The 19,669-nt window shown below is 43.2% G+C and carries 11 protein-coding genes; 10 read left to right on the top strand and 1 reads right to left on the bottom strand.

Annotation, left to right across the window (positions count from 1 at the left end; all coding sequences use genetic code 11):
* The 3 genes from FKX85_RS11610 (at nt 1) to FKX85_RS11620 (ending at nt 4,541) form a co-directional block, all read left to right on the top strand.
* Entirely contained in the window at nt 1–1,746 is a 1,746-nt protein-coding gene (locus FKX85_RS11610; RefSeq protein WP_168196253.1) for an efflux RND transporter periplasmic adaptor subunit, read from the top strand.
* A 33-nt stretch (nt 1,747–1,779) separates the two neighbouring features.
* Complete coding sequence (locus FKX85_RS11615; protein WP_168196254.1) at nt 1,780–2,316, top strand: DUF3347 domain-containing protein; 537 nt, start codon at nt 1,780–1,782, stop codon at nt 2,314–2,316.
* Between the two features lie 224 nt (nt 2,317–2,540).
* Nucleotides 2,541–4,541 carry a copper-translocating P-type ATPase gene (locus tag FKX85_RS11620; protein WP_141614890.1) on the top strand — a complete coding sequence of 667 codons (2,001 nt, stop codon included), beginning with the start codon at nt 2,541–2,543 and terminating at the stop codon, nt 4,539–4,541.
* Here the strand turns inward: FKX85_RS11620 and FKX85_RS11625 are convergent, their stop codons facing one another.
* On the bottom strand, nt 4,542–5,837 hold the full coding sequence (locus FKX85_RS11625; protein WP_141614891.1) for an acetyl-CoA hydrolase/transferase family protein: 1,296 nt from the start codon (nt 5,835–5,837) through the stop codon (nt 4,542–4,544).
* Nucleotides 5,838–6,229: 392 nt separating this feature from the next.
* On the opposite strand from FKX85_RS11625, the gene FKX85_RS11630 reads away from it, so the two are divergent.
* From FKX85_RS11630 to FKX85_RS11660, 7 genes are all read left to right on the top strand, one after another.
* Complete coding sequence (locus tag FKX85_RS11630; RefSeq protein WP_141614892.1) at nt 6,230–9,604, top strand: methylmalonyl-CoA mutase family protein; 3,375 nt, start codon at nt 6,230–6,232, stop codon at nt 9,602–9,604.
* A 55-nt stretch (nt 9,605–9,659) separates the two neighbouring features.
* Entirely contained in the window at nt 9,660–10,073 is a 414-nt protein-coding gene (locus FKX85_RS11635; RefSeq protein ID WP_141614893.1) for an OsmC family protein, read from the top strand.
* Nucleotides 10,070–10,309, top strand: coding sequence for a hypothetical protein (locus FKX85_RS11640; RefSeq protein ID WP_141614894.1), 240 nt, complete (start codon nt 10,070–10,072; stop codon nt 10,307–10,309). Before FKX85_RS11635 ends, FKX85_RS11640 begins: the two co-directional genes overlap by 4 nt.
* A gap of 27 nt (nt 10,310–10,336) precedes the next feature.
* Complete coding sequence (locus FKX85_RS11645; protein ID WP_141614895.1) at nt 10,337–11,347, top strand: cache domain-containing protein; 1,011 nt, start codon at nt 10,337–10,339, stop codon at nt 11,345–11,347.
* 152 nt (nt 11,348–11,499) lie between these two features.
* Nucleotides 11,500–14,226 carry a PAS domain-containing hybrid sensor histidine kinase/response regulator gene (locus tag FKX85_RS11650; RefSeq protein WP_229239599.1) on the top strand — a complete coding sequence of 909 codons (2,727 nt, stop codon included), beginning with the start codon at nt 11,500–11,502 and terminating at the stop codon, nt 14,224–14,226.
* Between the two features lie 658 nt (nt 14,227–14,884).
* Complete coding sequence (locus FKX85_RS11655; RefSeq protein WP_141614897.1) at nt 14,885–17,995, top strand: SusC/RagA family TonB-linked outer membrane protein; 3,111 nt, start codon at nt 14,885–14,887, stop codon at nt 17,993–17,995.
* A gap of 8 nt (nt 17,996–18,003) precedes the next feature.
* Nucleotides 18,004–19,611, top strand: coding sequence for a RagB/SusD family nutrient uptake outer membrane protein (locus FKX85_RS11660; protein WP_317130625.1), 1,608 nt, complete (start codon nt 18,004–18,006; stop codon nt 19,609–19,611).
* The last annotated feature ends 58 nt before the right edge of the window (nt 19,612–19,669 follow it).

A 19,669-nucleotide genomic window follows, 5' to 3' on the forward strand; every position in this document is an offset into this window, starting at 1 on the left:
ATGAGAATAAGAAAACAACTTATATTTATTGTCCTTGGTGCCTTTGTGGCAGGCGGGATTATTGGTTGGGCATTGTCATCAAATGAGCCTGAGGCTGGGGAATCCATTGAGCATGACCATAGCGGTGAATCGGTTTACACCTGTTCCATGCACCCGCAGATCAAGCAAGAAGAGCCTGGAAGTTGTCCCATTTGTGGGATGGATTTGGTGCCACTTTCCAACCTATCGGACAACAATAATACCAATCCCTATGTGATGACCATGACACCTGAAGCGGTGGCCTTGGCCAATATAGCGACTTCTGCCGTGAAGGCAGGGGGAACGGCTGGAAATGGATTGTCGCTCAGTGGGGCAATAGAAGCGGATGAAAGGAATGTAAAGGCCGTTTCCGCGAATTTTGATGGCAGAGTAGATGATTTATTTGTGGCCTTTACAGGACAGGAAGTGAAGCAAGGTCAGCGATTGGCCCGTATTTATTCACCGGCTTTGATCGCAGCCCATCGAGAGCTGGTAGAAGCCAAAAAGTCAAAGGAAATCAGTCCAAGACTCTATGAAGCCGCCAAGCAAAAATTGAAGCAGTGGCAATTGACGGATGCCCAGATCACCAAAATGGAAAAAGAAGAAAATTATCAGCCGCATTTTGATATTTACGCGACGACCTCTGGTGTGGTGACCGAAAGGAAAGTGGCGTCCGGTGATTACGTGAGCCGAGGGCAAGTGCTTTTTGAAATCACCAACTTGAACAAAGTGTGGGTCATGCTCGATGCCTATGAGCACAATGTAAGCCAGATCGATACCGGAGACGAAATCAGATTTACCGTAAATGCTTTGCCGAGTGAAGAATTCACCGCCAAGGTAACCTTTATCGATCCGGTTATTTCCCAGGACAGCAGAAGTGCAAAGGTAAGGGCAGAAGTGCGCAATGCGGCAGGGAAGCTCAAACCTGGAATGTTTGTCACGGCGACTGTTGAAGTGGATCAAGGGGAAGCTACTGGGGTTCTTGTACCGAAGTCATCGATCCTGTGGACGGGAAAGCGATCTGTCGTCTATCGGCAAGTCGGAAGTGACGAGAAGCCGGCTTTTGAGATGGTCCAGGTGGAACTAGGACCAGCAGTAGGTGATAGGCAACAAATCATGACTGGACTTTCCTTGGGTGACCGGATTGTCACCAATGGTGTTTTTGCAGTGGACGGGGCGGCACAATTGAGCGGTAAATACAGTATGATGGCCCATCCTGAAAAACAACATTTTCAGGTTTCCGATCGCTTTGGAAGTGTTCTTGAAGAAATAATAGTAGCTTATTTGAACGTTAAAAACCAATTGGTCAATGATGAATCTGGACAGCCCGCCGCAGGTGACCTGCATCGATTCTTGACCCTTGGAATGGAAGATGGGCTCAAAGAAGACGCCTCAGAGCAATGGGAAGAAAGTAGAAAAGCCTTGGAAAAGACTGCTTTAGCGATGAACCAAACTGCAGACCTAGAGAAGCAGCGAGCACTAATGGTGATACTTTCCAATGAAATGATTACGCTGCTAGATGCTTTTGGGACCCAGGGGATAGGGCTTTATAAGGATTATTGTCCTATGGCTAAAAATGACCAAGGGGCATATTGGCTCAGTGAGTTTAAGGAGATAAAAAATCCTTATTTTGGCTCTGATATGCTTTCATGTGGTGAAATAAAAGGTGAATATCAACAGCAAAATACTCATCAACAAAACGGCCGGAATTCCGGTCATCAACATTAAGTACAACAATTAAAAACAATAACGATGAAAAAAATGAAATTATCAGTATCGACATTAGTACTGGCTGTACTTTTGGTAGCCAGCTGCAATTCAAAAAAGCAAGAAGAAACCCATCAGCATGATCATGCCATGGAAGCGGCAGAAGAAATGGTTTCACCCGCTGAAAATGGAGAGGCATTAGCGTTTAAGAATGAGGAAAGTGACAAGGTCTTTCATCACTACCTTGCCATAAAAAATGCTCTGGTGGAAGGAGATGCGGAGACCGCCAGCGAAGGCGCCAAGATGTTATTGGCGGTAGATGGATTTAAGGGACAGGAAGCCGCCAAAAAGATAGAAGATGCTTCGGATATTGCCGTTCAGCGGGACGCTTTTGTAGCCTTAAGTGCTTCAGTAGAACAGTTGGTAGCTTCCCAGGTGTCATCTGGAGCAGTCTATAAGCAATATTGCCCCATGGCCTTTGAAGGTAAAGGAGGATATTGGTTATCAGATCAGGAAGCGATCAGAAACCCATACTATGGGGATAAAATGCTGACTTGTGGTCGCGTGGACAAAGTTATGGGTGAGCTTTAAGCTCACCCGATTTTTCCTTAAGACTGGTTTCAATGCCGTTTAGTTAACGTATGTCCCCGATAGTTATGCGGGGCAGGTTATCCTGATCCCGACAGATGGGGAAAGGATCTTTTCAATCAATGTATGTTGTATGAGAGAGATTCCCTCGCCGCGGCGAGATGGCAGCTTTGTCACTGTCTGCTCTTGTCTATACGGTATTAATTTCGGGTTAAAATCAACTGACAATGGAACATCAACATCACAATAATCATACAGAGGAAGGTCATGGTGATCATGGTGGGCATCATGGGCACATGCTACAGGATTTTAAAAGGAGGTTTTGGCTATCCATGATTTTAACCTTGCCTGTGCTGCTTCTTTCGAAGATGATACAAGGGTGGGTTGGATTTGAATTTACTTTCCCTGGAGATAATTACGTGCTTTTTGGATTGGCTACTGCGATATATTTTTATGGAGGATGGCCATTCCTGAAAGGACTGAAGGAAGAGATCCAACATGGAAAACCCGCCATGATGACATTAATTGCCCTGGCCATTACGGTAGCCTATGGGTATAGCTCAGCGGTGGTGTTTGGATTGGAGGGCAAAGGCTTTTTCTGGGAACTTGCCACCCTTATCGATTTGATGCTTTTGGGGCACTGGATCGAGATGAAGTCTGTGATGAATGCCTCGGGTGCATTGGACGAATTGGCCAAGCTCATGCCTTCTACTGCCCACAAACTTAAAGAGGATGGCGAAACAGAAGAGGTGAAGATTGCTGATTTAAAGAAAGGTGACCGTGTCCTGATCAAGCCTGGGGAGAAAATTCCAGCGGATGGAGTGGTCTTTGATGGAAGCAGCTATGTAAATGAGGCCATGCTGACAGGAGAATCCAAGCCTGTTAAGAAAGGAAAAGATGATGAGGTGGTAGGAGGAGCGATCAATGAGCAGGGATCCTTGCAGCTGGAAGTGAGAAATATTGGGGAAGAAGCCTATCTTTCCCGGGTAATTGATATGGTGAAATCCGCTCAGGATACCAAATCAAAAACCCAAAATTTGGCAGATAAGGCTGCAGGTTGGCTGTTTTATATTTCTTTGGCTGCAGGAGTGATGACGTTGGTCGTTTGGTTGATGTTGGATAAGGAATTCGATTTTGCCCTGGAGAGGATGGTGACGGTAATGATCATTGCCTGTCCACATGCCTTGGGATTGGCGATACCGTTAGTGACGGCTATTTCCACTTCGTTAGCTGCCAAAAATGGCTTGTTGATCCGTAACAGGACAGCTTTTGAGCGATCGAGAAATGTGACCATGGTGATCTTTGATAAGACAGGTACATTGACTGCGGGGGATTTTGGGGTGAAGACCTATAAGAGCTTCTTGGAAGATTTTACTGATGAGGATGTCCTCAAGCTAACGGCGGCGGTGGAGCATAGGTCGGAGCATCCCATCGCCACTGGTATCATGAAAAAGGTGAAGGAAAAAGAACTTGATTTCCCGGAGGCCAAAGATTATGAAAATATTACCGGTGAAGGAGTCAAGGCCTCTGTGGACGGCCGACAGATAATGATCGTCAGTCCTGGATATCTAAAAAATCACGAGCTGGAAGTTCCCTCTGAAATCAAAGAGGAGGGCGTGGAAACCTTGGTGTTTTTGTTGGTAGATGATAGCGTGGCCGGTTACTTAAAATTGGCAGATAAAGTGCGTGATTCTTCCCAAAAAGCCGTTTCGGCCCTTCAGAAAGAGGGGATCAAGGTCATTATGGCCACAGGTGATAATGAAGCAGCTGCAAAAGCGGTAAGTGATGAGTTGGGGCTGGATGGCTATCATGCCGAGGTCCTGCCAGAGGACAAACAAAGTATCGTCCAGTCAGCTCAAAATGAAGGGGAGGTCGTCGTGATGACCGGGGATGGTGTGAATGATGCACCAGCCCTGGCTCAGGCAGACATTGGTGTAGCCATCGGTTCGGGAACAGATGTGGCAGCTGAGACAGCTGATATTGTTTTGGTAAACAGTGATCCGACAGACCTTTCCTCTTTGATAGTCTTTGGCAAGGCCACGTATCAGAAGATGGTCCAGAACTTGTTTTGGGCCACAGCTTATAATGCCATCGCACTCCCGCTGGCCACAGGTTTTATTCCCAAGCTGATGATCAGCCCGGCTTTGGGAGCTGTTTTGATGAGCCTGAGCACTATAGTGGTAGCGATCAATGCCCAATTGCTGAAGAAGAAGTTTAAGAAGGGCTGATCACGAAGTGGGATGGTTTTCCGACCCAAACCGTTCAATGATAGATTTTTCGATTTCCTCACGGTGTTCCGGTGCAGCGATATTCATTAGGGCTACGGCTCTTTGGCGAAGGTTTTTTCCATAGAGGTACGCCACGCCATGCTCAGTTACCACATAGTGCATGTGCGCCCTGGTAGTGACTACTCCAGCGCCTTGGCGAAGGAACGGAACGATTTTGGAGGTGCCTTTTTTGGTGGTGGAAGAAAGAGCCATGATGGGTTTTCCACCTTCAGAAAGAGCTGCTCCGCGCATAAAATCCATTTGGCCGCCTACTCCCGAATAATGATAGGTACCGATCGAGTCCGCACACACCTGACCGGTCAAATCCATCTCGAGACAGGAATTGATGGAAATCACCTTTGGGTTCCTTCTGATCACTGCTGTGTCATTGACATAGGCAGTTTCATGAAAAGACAGGATGGGGTTGTCATTGATACGGTCATATAGTGCCTTATTGCCTACGGCAAAGGATGTGACGACTTTTCCGGGATGCTTTGCCTTGTATTTATTGGTGAGGGCACCACTATCCATCAGTCCCATGATGCCATTGGAAAACATCTCGGTGTGTACCCCAAGGTCTTTGTGGTGGTGCAGTGTATCTAAAACAGCATCAGGAATGGCTCCTATTCCCATCTGAAGGGTAGAGCCATCTTCAATGAGCTCGGCAATATGATGACCTATTTTTAGTTCGTTTTCTCCGATTTTACTTGAGTAATCCACTTCAGGTAGGGGATCATTGGATTCCACTACATGATCAAATTTGCTCAGATGGATCATTCCATCGCCATGAGTTCGGGGCATATGTGGATTGATCTGGGCGATGACCACTTTAGCGGTTTCCACGGCGGGCTTGGCTACATCCACAGATGTGCCCAGCGTACAATATCCATGAATATCAGGAGGGGATACATTGACAATGGCCACGTCAATGGGAAGGATATTCCGTCTGAATAGTATTCCTATCTCGCTTAGAAAAATCGGAACGTAACCGCCATGGCTGGAATTGACCGCATCCCGGACATTGGCCGACACAAAAAGCGAATTAATATAAAAGCTCTTTTGGTAGGGCTCTTCGGTCAGTGGCATTTCCCCTAAAGTGGTAATGGAAACAATTTCCACGTTCTTTAGCTCATGGTGGCGTTGGGCCAGTGCGTTGAGAAGAGTGGACGGGGTAGCGGCACTTCCATGGACAAATACCCGGTCATTACTTTTGATTACTTTTACCGCTTCTTCTGCAATGGAAAACGAAATATTCATATACGTTGGAATTTTGCTAAAAATAGATTTCTATTAAAGTTACTAATTGACTTTTCCTTTACCCAAGATTAATATAATAATATGTTTATTTTTTTGATCTTTATCATGTCAAAAGATGGTGTTAGCTCCTTTTTAATGAGTATCCATCAATTAGGCTCTTGATGAAAATGATCAATGTGTTTAAAACCATTTATATATTGGAATTTACTTTAATTTGGTAATTGGTATTTGTTCTGAAATGGCGTGTGCGGATAGTTAATCTGCTCTAAAATAAGTTGGGTAAAATCACTATATTCGCATATGGTAAAATATGAAAACTTTCCCTGTTGAAGTTTTATTTTACATCTGTAATCAATCACTAGACATCGTAGAAAAAATTTCGGATTACTTTTATGACCCAAAAGGTAAAAGCTTACAAACCCAAGTGCCATGTCAGGATAGTTACTGCAGCCTCTCTTTTTGATGGTCATGATGCAGCGATTAACATTATGAGAAGGATTATTCAGTCGGCTGGCTGCGAGGTGATCCATTTGGGACATAATCGATCCGTCCAGGAAATCGTTTCATGTGCTATCCAAGAAGATGTCCAGGCGATAGCGATAACGTCCTATCAGGGAGGACACACTGAATTTTTCAAATACATGTACGACCTTCTCCAAGAAAAGGGAGCGGGGCACATCAAGATTTTTGGCGGGGGCGGAGGGACCATACTTCCAGCGGAAATCAGCGAACTCCAAGAGTATGGTATCTCTAGGATTTATTCTCCGGATGATGGACGATCCATGGGGCTTCAAGGAATGATCAACGACCTCGTGGAGCAATCGGATTTCCCTTTAGGTGATGAATTAAATGAAGAGACCTTGCCGGATATAAACAGTCCACAAGTAATCGCCCGCTGGATATCGGCGGCCGAGAATTTTTCTGATATCTACCATTCGATGCTTGAAAAGCAAGGTGTTGCAGGCAAGGGCAAGTCCGTTCCAGTATTGGGAATAACGGGTACAGGAGGTGCCGGAAAATCATCCTTAGTGGATGAGTTGGCCAGAAGGTTTCTTGCGGATTTTGAGGATAAGCATTTGGCAATCATTTCAGTAGATCCCTCCAAACGGAAGACAGGAGGGGCACTGCTAGGGGACCGGATTAGAATGAATGCGATCAATGATCCCAGGATTTATATGCGTTCACTGGCTACACGTCAGGCGAATTTGTCCCTATCTAAACATGTAAAAGATGCGGTGGACATCGTAAAGATGGCCGGGTACGATCTTGTGATTTTGGAAACTTCAGGCATCGGCCAATCCGATACCGAAGTGGCCGATCATGCGGATCTTTCCTTGTATGTGATGACACCAGAATATGGAGCGGCCTCCCAGTTGGAAAAGATTGACATGCTGGACTTTGCTGATTTGATCGCTTTAAACAAGTTTGACAAAAGAGGTGCGCATGATGCACTGCGGGATGTGAAAAAGCAGTTTGTTCGGAATCACGGATTATGGGATGCGAAGGACGATGAACTACCGGTAATAGGGACCATTGCGTCGCAGTTTAACGATCCGGGCATGAATAAGCTCTATCGTGAGCTGATAAACAGGCTTGCTACAGTTGGTTCCAATGAATTCACCCCGTCAGCGACCCTGTCAACGGAGGAGTCAGAAAAGATATTTATTATTCCGCCTTCCAGGACGAGGTACCTGTCCGAAATAGTAGAAGAAAACCAACGCTTCGAAAAGTGGGTGGTGGAACAAAAGGAAGTAGCCAATCGACTATATGGTATAAAAAAGGCCCTGCAAACGCTGGAGGAAGAGGGAGCTGATTCCGTATTAGTGGAAGGGTTGGAAACCACTTATGCTGCCATTTCCACAAAACTGGACCCTGTAAATCAGCAGTGGCTTGAAGCTTGGGCCGATCAAGTGGAAAGTTACCAAAAGGATCAATTTACATTCTCGGTGCGGGGAAAAGCGATACACATAAAGACCTATTCCAACTCTCTTTCAGGAACCAGGATTCCAAAAGTGGCCCTTCCCAAGTATGAAGCTTGGGGAGACTTGCTCCAATGGAAATTTAAGGAAAATGTACCCGGCAAGTTTCCCTTTACGGCCGGGGTGTTCCCTTTTAAGCGGGAAGGAGAAGACCCCACGCGGATGTTTGCCGGTGAAGGTGGACCTGAGCGCACCAATAAACGCTTTCATTACGTCTCAAAGGGTATGCCTGCAAAAAGGCTGTCGACGGCATTTGATTCGGTGACCCTTTACGGCGAGGACCCTGGTGACCGGCCGGATATCTACGGGAAAATAGGAAATTCCGGAGTGAATATATGCTGCCTGGATGATATGAAAAAGCTATATTCCGGTTTTGATCTGGCAGATCCACGGACATCAGTGTCCATGACCATTAATGGTCCAGCGGCGACGATGACGGCTTTTTTTATGAATACGGCGATTGATCAGCAATGTGAGCGGTACATCCATGAAAATGGGCTGTTGGAGAAAGTGAATGCCCAAATAGATGCAATATATAGTGAAAGAGGCGTGGAGCGACCTACCTACCAAAGTGATATTCCCGAAGGACACGATGGCCTAGGGCTGTTGCTTTTGGGGGTGACCGGGGACCAAGTGTTGCCGGCAGAAGTTTACGGGGCCATAAAAGCAGCTACGCTGACAAAAGTCAGGGGGACCGTACAAGCGGACATTTTGAAAGAAGACCAGGCGCAAAACACGTGCATTTTTTCTACGGAATTTTCGTTACGTTTGATGGGAGATGTGCAGCAGTATTTTATTGAAAAGGGAGTTCGGAATTTTTATTCTGTTTCTATCTCCGGCTATCACATCGCTGAGGCAGGTGCCAATCCCATCACCCAGCTGGCGCTGACCCTTTCCAACGGATTTACCTATGTCGAGTATTATGTGTCCAGGGGGATGGATGTAAATGCGTTTGCACCTAATTTGTCCTTTTTCTTTTCCAATGGGATTGACCCGGAGTATGCAGTGATCGGAAGGGTTGCACGCAGAATTTGGGCAAAAGCCATGAAGCTAAAGTATGGCGCCAACGAGCGCTCCCAGATGCTGAAGTATCATATCCAGACGTCCGGCAGGTCTTTGCATGCCCAGGAAATTGACTTTAATGATATCCGGACGACCCTTCAGGCCCTTTATGCCATTTATGATAATTGTAATTCACTGCATACCAATGCTTACGATGAAGCCATCACGACTCCTACTGAGGCCTCTGTGAGGAGGGCGATGGCCATACAATTGATTATAAATAAAGAGTTAGGGCTGTCCAAGAATGAGAATCCCCTTCAGGGGGCGTTTATTATTGAAGAGCTTACCGATTTGGTGGAGGAAGCTGTTTACACAGAATTTGAGCGGATTACCGAGCGTGGTGGTGTACTGGGAGCCATGGAGACCATGTACCAGAGAGGAAAAATCCAACAAGAAAGCCTTCACTATGAGACCTTAAAGCACGCTGGTGTGTATCCAATAATAGGAGTGAATACCTTTCTTTCTTCAGCTGGATCTCCTACGGTAACGCCAGGAGAGGTGATCCGTGCAAGCAAAGAAGAAAAAGAAATTCAGATCAAAGAGCTCGAAAATTTGCATAAGAAATATAAAACACGATCTACTGGACTGTTGAATGATTTAAAGCAGGCTGCTGTTGATAATGAAAACGTGTTTTCACAGCTTATGGAAGCTGCAAAGCATTGTTCGCTGGGACAAATTACGCATGCACTCTATGAAGTAGGAGGACAGTACAGAAGAAATATGTAAAAGAATAAGTTAAGGAATTGTAAAAAGAATCATATTATAAACAATCGATTAAAAAATGGCTAAGAGAAATGTGACGGTTACGATGAAGGCGGACTACGAGTATGAAGCAGTAAATCCGCAAGGCAACAAGGTTAAGATAGATATGTATGATCCTGAGAAAAAGCAACATCAGTCACCAATGGATTTGGTTTTGTCAGCAGTGGCCAGCTGTGCATCAGTGGATGCTGTCTTGATGATGAAAAAGAAGAGAAAAACAGTGGAAGATTTTAAGGTAGAGACAGAGGGGGATAGAAACGATGGAATTCCTGCCTTTTATAAATCCATTCATATGAAGTTTATCCTTACTTCGCCTGATGCCACAGCGGATGAGTTTGCGAAAGTGGTGAAATTGTCAGTGGATAAATATTGCTCAGTTTCAGCTTCCCTGAGTGCTGATATTACCTATAGCTCGGAAGTAGTCAAGCCATGAGAGTGCTGAAGGAATTTACAAAAAAGGACATCCGGATCTCTGTTTTTTCCTGGAACGGTAAATACCTGATCAAATATGAACAGGGAATGATAGAGCAGACCTATAAGGTCAGCGAGTTGGATGTACTTGAAGAAAAAGATTTGGAAGTCTTTTTTGAAGAGGTTTTTTTGGATGAAATCAATAAAAGATTTGAAGAGATGCACCAATCTCTTAGGAATCAGACCGAAAATATTTAAATTTACCGTGTATTTACATATTCGTAGATGAAATATGCTTATTTTGTTTTTGTTGGCCTGATATTACTCTTTTCCAATGGCTGTAGGGATGAGGTAGGGTCGGTATATCCTGCTGAATTTACGGAGCTGGATTCTATCATTAAGGTGATGGAGTCGGATCTTAGTCCATTGGAGGCGCAGATCAAAGAATTGTCCTCTATGACAGAGTATCTCTTTGTCCATCAGGACAGGTATGCTGCGATGGCTTCTAGCGACGAGTATAAAATCTCCGACGCAGGTACAATTTATAGAGAAACAGCTGATAAATCCGAAAGTAGCGTGTATGTTTCATCTATCTTCCAGAGTAAGGAAGAGGTATTTCATCAGATTTATTTCACGGAAGCATTGGATTCGGCCTTTAGGACGGTTTATGCGGACTCACCATTGGTAGCGCAGGTTTACCTTAATACCCGACTTCAGCTGTGCAGAATTTACCCATCGCTTGATGCATTACAGATGTTTGATAAAGACGCAGACCTTACGACCTTTAATTTCTATTATATGGCAGATGAGGTGCGAAATCCCGAGAGAAGGAGTAAATGGGTAGAGGATATTTATGTGGATCCAGCGGGACGAGGATGGATACTTTCCTTGATTCACCCCGTCTATCACCAGGGAGAGTTGGAGGGAGTAGTGGGCTTTGATATTACGATAAATGATATTATTCAGCGGTTTTTAAAAAAAAATAACAAGAAACTGTTAATTATAGATGGAGCCGGTAATATCGTAGCCGGAACCAATGATGCCATCGAAGTACTAAACTTGCCTCCTTTAAGAAATCATACATATGTTCAGACAATCAATTCAGATAATTTCCGCAAAGAAGATTACAACTTGTTTAAATCCAAGAGCAAGGAGGTAAGGAAGATGGTGGCGAAATTTTTACTGGAGAAAGATAATATCTACAAAATGGAGGGTGATTATGCGAAACAGAAATATTCCATTTATTGTAGGCAAATGAATTTACTAAACTGGTATGTGTTGGAAGTGAAAAGCTGACAAATTAAAGATTCATGAGGAGTAAGGATAATTTTAAACGATTTCATGTATTGACATTAATGTCAGTTGCATCGATTATTCTAATTTTCTCATTAGGGTATCTTTTTTATAACACCCTGTCAAAGAATTTGTTGGGCAGTAGTCGGCAGTTTTTGGGAAAGCAAGTAGAAATAGCTTCCAATGAAGTGCAGCGAAGGTTTAATACTCTTTACGAGGATCTGACCTATTACACAGCTAGTTTGGAAGGCTTTTATGATGTTTCCAATAAAGAAAAAGTGCGATCTTCCCGAACACGTCAATTATTGAACTCGTATGGGGACTTGGTTGATACCCTGTTTGTGAAAGTAGATGATAAAACTTGGGCATATTACCTTAGGGATAATAACTACTTCGAAAAAGTTCAGATTGAAGAGGACCGGACCTTCAGTGATCCCAGAAGGTTTATTAAAGTCAAGTCCGACCTAGATCCCATCATGGTTATTGCAGCGGTTAATTTGGATGGGTTTCTGGATCATTACACTTCTAATCACTATTTGGGTGAGGGGGGATATAAATTTTATCTCTATGGCGAAAATGCTTATCCATTAGGTGAAAAAGACCGTTCTTCTGGACTATCCCTCTCGCCAAACCTATGGGGGGAAATGCAAAATGAATATCTGGGGGGATTGAGAGGTGTTTATGAAGGGGATATCATTAGGATCGCAGAGGATGGAGAAAAGGAACGACTGAAGACTATCGTTGCCCAGTACCCGTTTAGTTTATTTCCGCTTGAAGGTAAGTTTGCGATAGTGTTTGCCCAAGACCAGAAAATCATTATTTCTCGCCTGTATAATACTTATTTTCTCCTTTTTGCGGGGCTCTTTGCCTTACTGATACTGGTGATATACCTATTGATCAAACATGGGATAAGTATAGATGACAAACACGTAGAACTCGAAAAGAAGTCGCTGGAAATTAATAGGCTCTTTGAACAGCAAACCATGCTTTTGCAAGAGACAAATGGCTTTGTATATTATCATGATGCTTCAGGTAAAGTCAATAATGTCAGCGAAAATGTCACTAGTGTATTGGGCTTTACCGTAGAAGAGTTTTTGGAGAACAATAAGAGCCAGATCGTCGATCGAGATCTGGAAAAGCTTCAGGAAAAGGCGAGAAAAGCCATCGATTCAAGGAATGATTATTTGAGTTTTGAGGTGAGTTTCGTTAAGAAGGACGGTACCATCATCAGAGCTAAGAATTTTGAGCGACTATTTTATGACCAAGAGGGGCAGTTCCTTAGTAGTGTAGGGATTTGTACAGATATAACAGAAAAATACCTAGCAGAGAGAGAACTTATCAAAAGTGAAAATAGACTGCGATCGGTATTGAACAGCTTGCCCGACATTATTTTTATCTATGATAATCAGGGCGTTTACCTCGATTATTATGTTCAGGAGACAGATATGCTTATTGGAGCTCCTGAGTTATCACTTGGAAGACATATTAAAGATATTATTCCGCCGCCGTATGGTGAAAAAATGGAGAATGCCCTAATAAGGGCTTCAAAGACCAGTAAGGTGCAGACCGAGCAAATGACGCTTGACCTGCCTTCTGGTAAAAAGTTTTTGGAAATTAGATTTTTTAAACTTGACGATGAAAGAATGATATCTGTAGGTCGTGATGTGACGGAACAGAAGTTATGGGAGAAGGGCTTGAAAGAAGCCATGGAAGTCGCAGAAGGAGCCAATAGAGCGAAATCAGAATTTTTGGCCAGCATGAGCCATGAAATCAGGACACCGATGAATGGCTTGTTAGGTATGATTGGCCTGTTAGAGTATACAACATTGGACGAAGAGCAGGAAAGCATCGTTAAAGTGATCAAGGACTCGGGAGAATCCCTATTGGTGATTATAAAGGATATTTTAGATTATTCAAAAATCGAAGAGGGCAAGTTAGAGTTGGAGCTTTCGAACTCTAAGTTTAGAGAGGAACTAAATAAAGTGATCAATATATTTTCTGGAATGGTAGTAGGTAAGGAGCTTTCTCTGAACCTGAATATTTCTCCGATAATTCCGCAATGGCTGATCCTGGACAATGAAAAGCTCAGTCAAATTCTATTCAATATCATCGGAAATGCCGTGAAGTTTACACCAAAGGGTGGTGATGTGAGTATTAAAGTGTCGGGCGAACCTATTCTGGACAAGAATTTCATGCTTTATTTTAATGTGAAAGATACAGGTGTAGGAATACCAAAATCAAAAATCGATCAGCTTATCAATCCATTTACTCAAGCGGGGAGGGGGACTGCTGAAGAAAAAAGCGGCAGTGGATTGGGCTTGGCTATTGCCAATAAGCTTATCGAGCTTATGGGGGGAAGCCTTCAGATAGAAAGTGAAGTGGGGAAGGGGTCCGAATTTTCCTTCACGATTTTTTCAAGGATCTCAGACAGTGAAGAAATCGTTGGCCAAGATGAGTATGAAAAGTATGCGAGGGAAGAATACAAGCTCTCCCATATTTCAGACAAATTTCCCAAGGAGATATTACTTGCCGAGGACAATGATATCAATCTCAAGTTTATGAAGCTATTGATGAAGCAGTTGGGCTATTCGGTAGATGCTGTAAGTACAGGGGAGGAAGCTGTAAAGGCCGTCAGGCAGAAGCGGTACGATATGATTTTTATGGATTATCAGATGCCTGTTATGGACGGTTTGGAGGCTTCTAGGGAAATCAAGAAAATGAAAGAAGGGAAGTCTGTGCGGATCATCGGACTCTCTGCGAATGTATTCAAGGAAGACATCGAGAGGGCATTTGAAGCAGGAATGGACGATTACCTTACCAAGCCCATAAAGATCCAGGACGTAGTGATGAAAATAAAGGAAAGTTCGGGGATGAATGTGTAATTATATATTGTTGATTGCCGGGCTTCCTATTGCATCATATACAGTGTGTCCGGATGTTGCGTATAGCATCCATTTTTTACGCGGTTAGGACTACAGTTACACGTGGCGCAAATTTTCTAATGTATATTATGGGTTTAATTCTACCGAAAGAACAATGAAATAAAAATTTACAATGTTTCTTTATGTTTTTTTTCGTAAACGTAAGTTTTACTACAGATTATAGTCATTCCTAAAAAGTGATTTTTTTACTAGAGTCCGAGAAAATAATCGTCAAATTGAAAAAATCAACTGTTTTCACCCCTAAAATCCCTAAAGAGGACTTTCTAAAGCCCCCTTTTAGGGAATGGGGGTCGTTTTAGGGATTGGAATAAAACCTTCAAATTTCTATTAATAGACAGTTTTTGATCATATTTGAAATTTAGTCGAAAGCCAGTATTTTTTTTCCACAAAAAAAACTCAAATAACCGTAATGAATAAATTATTATTCTTTGTTTTTGTTAAATTTTTATAAAATAAAGGGGTATAAAAAGTGATTTTTAGTGGTGGTGATTACCTAAAAACTTTCATTTTTACTTAATTTCCTATTTAATGAAAGAAAAATTGTTTCGAATAAGTTTGATTCCTTATCTTAAAAAATAAACCAAAAAATAATTCGATTATGACGAGACTTTTACTACTCATTTTAATGGGGATTTTGCCGTTAATATCATTTGGGCAAAGTCTAAAGATTACAGGAGAGGTTACGGACAGTGATACTGGGGAACCTCTTGTGGGAGCTACCGTGTTAGTAAGTGGCAGTTCTAAAGGAACCGTTACTGATCCTGACGGAAACTATGTTTTAAATAATATAAGTAAGGGGGATGTGCTGAAATTCAGTTACCTGGGCTATTTGTCAAAAAATATCAAGGTTGAAAACCAGACAAATATTTCCGTGAGTTTATTACAGGATGAAGAGCTGATGGAGGAGGTGATCGTGGTGGGTTACGGTACCCAGAAAAGGGAGAACTTGACAGGTGCTGTTTCCACTGTCGGCAAGGAAAAAATTGCCAATAGGCCGATCACCAATTTGGCGACCGGTTTACAGGGGGTTACCCCAGGATTGACCATTACCCGGACAAATGGGGAGCCGGGAAATGAAGGTATCAATATTCAGATCAGAGGGGTAACCTCTGCCAATGGAAGTGTGGATCCACTAGTGGTCATCGACGGAATCAGTACCAGTATTGACGCCTTGACGAGAATTAATCCGAATGACGTAGAGGATATTACCGTGCTAAAGGATGCAGCAGCAGCGGCAATTTACGGATCCCAGTCATCCGGGGGGGTAATCCTAGTTACGACCAAGTCCGGGACTTCCGGGAAGATGAAGATTGACGCGTCCGTATTGTATTCGTTAAAGAGACCGATCAATATGCCAAAAAGAATGACACTTTTGGAGGAGGCAACATTTGTGAATTTGGCAAGGACAAATGCTGGTGGCGGTACGCCTTATTCAGAAAGGGATCTGGAAAATATCCGTAACAATGTACCGTACGATTATAACGATTCCGATGGTAGGGAGCACCTGATGGAGTTTTATAACCAAACTCCTTATGAAGATGATTTAATGTATCGGTATGCTCCGTCGCAGACCTATAACGTAGCTTTAAGTGGTGGTACGGAAAAACTGAACTATTATCTGTCCGGTGGTCTGCTCAATGAGGAAGGGATGCTGAAAATCGGCAATGATGAATCAAAGCGGTATAATGCACGGCTTAATCTCCGGTCAAAAATAAACGAAAAGGTTTCCCTGACTGGAAACATTGCATACACTAACAAGTTTACCAATGCCCCTGGGGATAACTTAAGCGGTAATTATAATACCATCTATTATTTGACAAGGGCAAGGTTACGAAATCCTCTCTATACTCCGAGCGGTAATTACATGCACAGGGTGGTAGCAGACTTAAGGGAAGGAGGATTCCAGAATAGCAAGGAGAACAGGCTGGATGCAAATGCGACGTTGACCATCAAGGATTTGGTAAAAGGACTGACTTTAAGGGCTGTGGTCGGCGGACAGTACCGGGTGGATAATGATGTGAATTTTCGAAGATTTGTACAAAGGTATAGTACTTACGCGGATGGAACGGACTACGAAAATGGGAATATCAACTCCCCCAACTCATATTATGAGCGTGCTGAAACCCGCAAAAGGGCCAATATCCAATACCTAGCAGATTACGTATTGAAAATTTCCGATAAACATAATATTACGGCTTTGGCGGGTTATGAATTTCAGGATTATCAGTACGAAGGTTTCTGGGCATCTGCCTCCAACTTATTTAATAATGATATTGCCGGACTGAATCATAGTGAACAGGAAAACAGGGATAATGGCCAGGGCTATAATGCTTTTGCCTTTCAGTCTGTCTTCGGAAAAGTAAACTACACCTTTGACCGCCGATATGTGATCGAGGGGACCTACCGATATGACGAGAGCTCGAAATTAGCACCGGGTTATCAGGGGCAGGATTTCGGAGCTATCTCTGCTGCCTGGAATGTACACCGTGAAAGTTGGTTTGAAGGCTTGTCCCATGTGATTTCTGATTTGAAGTTAAGGGCTTCATGGGGTCGTCTTGGGGGAGCTTTGGGAAGCAATTTCCCTAATTTTTCCTGGGCGAATACGATTAACAGAGGAAGTGGGTTAGTGCTGGGAGCCACCGATAACCCCTATTATTATCAATCGGCAATTCCTTCTAGTACCATTACTTGGGAAAATATAGAGACTACCAACTTCGGGCTGGACATCGGCATGTTCGATAATAAGTTGACCTTCACAGGGGAATATTTTACAAAGTGGAATAAAAACATGTCTACGACAGTACCTGTACCAGAAATATTGGGCGTCTCCCCACCTGATAAGAATATTGGTGAACTAAAAGTGTGGGGTTGGGAAATGGAGCTTGCATACCGAAACAGTTTTGGTAGTGATTTCAATTTGAATATTGGGTTTAATCTGTCAGATACCCAGAATGAACTGGTGAAATTTGAAAGAAACACATCGGTTTCCGAAGGTAGGGTTGGGCTCTTAGAAGGACATCCTTTAAATACGTTTTGGGGATATAAGACCAATGGGTATTATTCCTCCGAAGAGGAACTGAACAATGCCGTTTCACTCGACGGAAGCAATAAGAATATCGATCTTGGCGATGTGAAGTATGTTGACTTGAACGGAGACGGTGAGATCAGCCAGGGGGAAGGAACACTGGAAGACCATGGTGACCTGAACTATATCGGTACTGACGCTACCAGATTTTCCTTTGGGCTGAATATAGGAGCTGAATATAAAAACTTTGATTTCATCGCTTTTTTTCAAGGTGTGGGTAGACGACATTTTCAACCTAACTATACCAATTTGGCACCACTGACGCGGTCTTGGATCATGCCCATGGATATCCATAATGATTACTGGACACCGGAAAACCAGGACGCGTTATTCCCCCGGCCATATTATCAGGCTACTCATAACTACCAAGCGTCGGATAAATGGATTTTTGATGCAAAGTACGTGCGTTTGAAAAACATACAGATTGGGTATACACTTCCCAAGGCATTGACAGAAAAGCTGTCCATGGATAGGGTAAGGGTTTTCTTCTCAGGACAGGATTTATTGACGTTTACCAATATGAAAGGTCTCGAAAAGGTATATGATCCTGAAAGTAGAAATGGTAGAATCAGTGATTATCCCTACTTCGGGACAGCAAGTATAGGGCTAAACATAAACTTTTAATGGAGCAGATGATGAAAAAAAATAATTTATATATAATAGCAATATTGATAATAAGTGGTCTTGTGGGTTGCGAAATCCACCGGTCTCCGGAGTTGAGTATAACCGATGACACTTATTGGAAAACAGAAAATGATCTCAAGTTGGCGGCAAATTACTTTTATAGGTTTTTGCCTGGCCATAACTACGATGAAAACTGGTCTGACAATTCTTATGGACAAAGTGCCAATAATATTTCAGATGGTTCCCGGTCTGCGCCAAGTTCTGATAGCGACTATAACAATGCCTATTCATTGGTCAGGGCAGCGAATAAATTGATTGAAAAATCCACGGAACTGGAGGGGGTATTAGATGACGAGGCGATAGAAAGGTATCAGGCGGAAGCCTATTTTTTCAGGGCATGGGCCTATTTTGATCTCGTGAAAAAGTACGGAAATATCCAATTGGTCACGAAAACCTTGAATGATGCTTCCCCTGAGTTATATGAACCGGCGGTGGATAGAAGTGTTGTTTTTGACCTGATCTATTCCGATTTGGACTTCGCTGCCGAGCACTTGCCTTCTCCTGAGGATATCAGTGATGCCGATTATGGACGGGTGGGGAACACCACGGCTTGGGGGCTAAAGGCCAGGGCTGCCCTATTTGAAGGAACAAGAGCCAAATTCCATAATTATGGAGATGCGTCAAAGCATTTGACCATAGCTAGAGATGCTTCCCTGAAAGTGATCGAATCCGGACAACATCAATTGTTTCAGGATTATGCCACAATGTTACGTCCGGAGGGAGAAGGACCGGGTAATACCGAAAATATGTTGGTAAGGCTTTATGGTATTAGCTATGACAATAGGGTCTCTACACATACTTTTGCCAGAAATATTGAACAACATGAGGTAGGCCCTACTATAAGCTTGGTTGAAAGTTATGTAATGAACGATGGCCTGCCGATTGACAAATCGCCCTTGTATGAAAAGCCAAACAGCTCTGAAGATCATTTTAAGAACAGGGACAAACGGCTTCACGGGACAGTCTTCAAAAAAGGAGACAGGTTTACAACTGCTACTCCTGAGTATAAAACCGGCAGTTCGCAACATGGAGGGTTTACCTTTAAGAAATATTTTAGTTATGAAGACTGGGATATTAACAGTGGAATATTGGATAGAAATATCATGAGGTATGGTGAGATATTGTTGATCTATGCTGAAGCTACATATGAGTTGAATAGTTCCATCTCTGATGATGATCTGGACAAATCGATCAATTTGTTACGTGACCGTGCAGGAATAGAAAAGCTGAGCAATGGCTTTGTTACCTCCAATGGTTTGGACATGCGTGCAGAGATTCGTAGAGAACGAAGGGTGGAACTCGCCCAGGAAGGCTTTCGCTATTGGGACCTGATACGATGGAAAACAGCCGAAGAAATAATGCCTAAAGAAGTTTTGGGGAATTATTTTTTTGAGGAATACGGTGAGAAGGATTTGATGACGAATGAAGATAACCTCATTATCCTACAAAGTGCGGAAAGACGTACATTTAATCCTGAGAAACATTATTTGTGGCCTTTACCCCTTAATGAGATAGCTAAAAGTGAAGGAGCCCTTGAGCAAAATCCAAAATGGTAACATGAAAGTAACTGTATGTCTGGGCCGCTAAGGCTATGAGGTCAAAAAAAGCGGCATA

The sequence above is a fragment of the Echinicola soli genome, assembly GCF_006575665.1.
GTDB lineage: Bacteria > Bacteroidota > Bacteroidia > Cytophagales > Cyclobacteriaceae > Echinicola > Echinicola soli.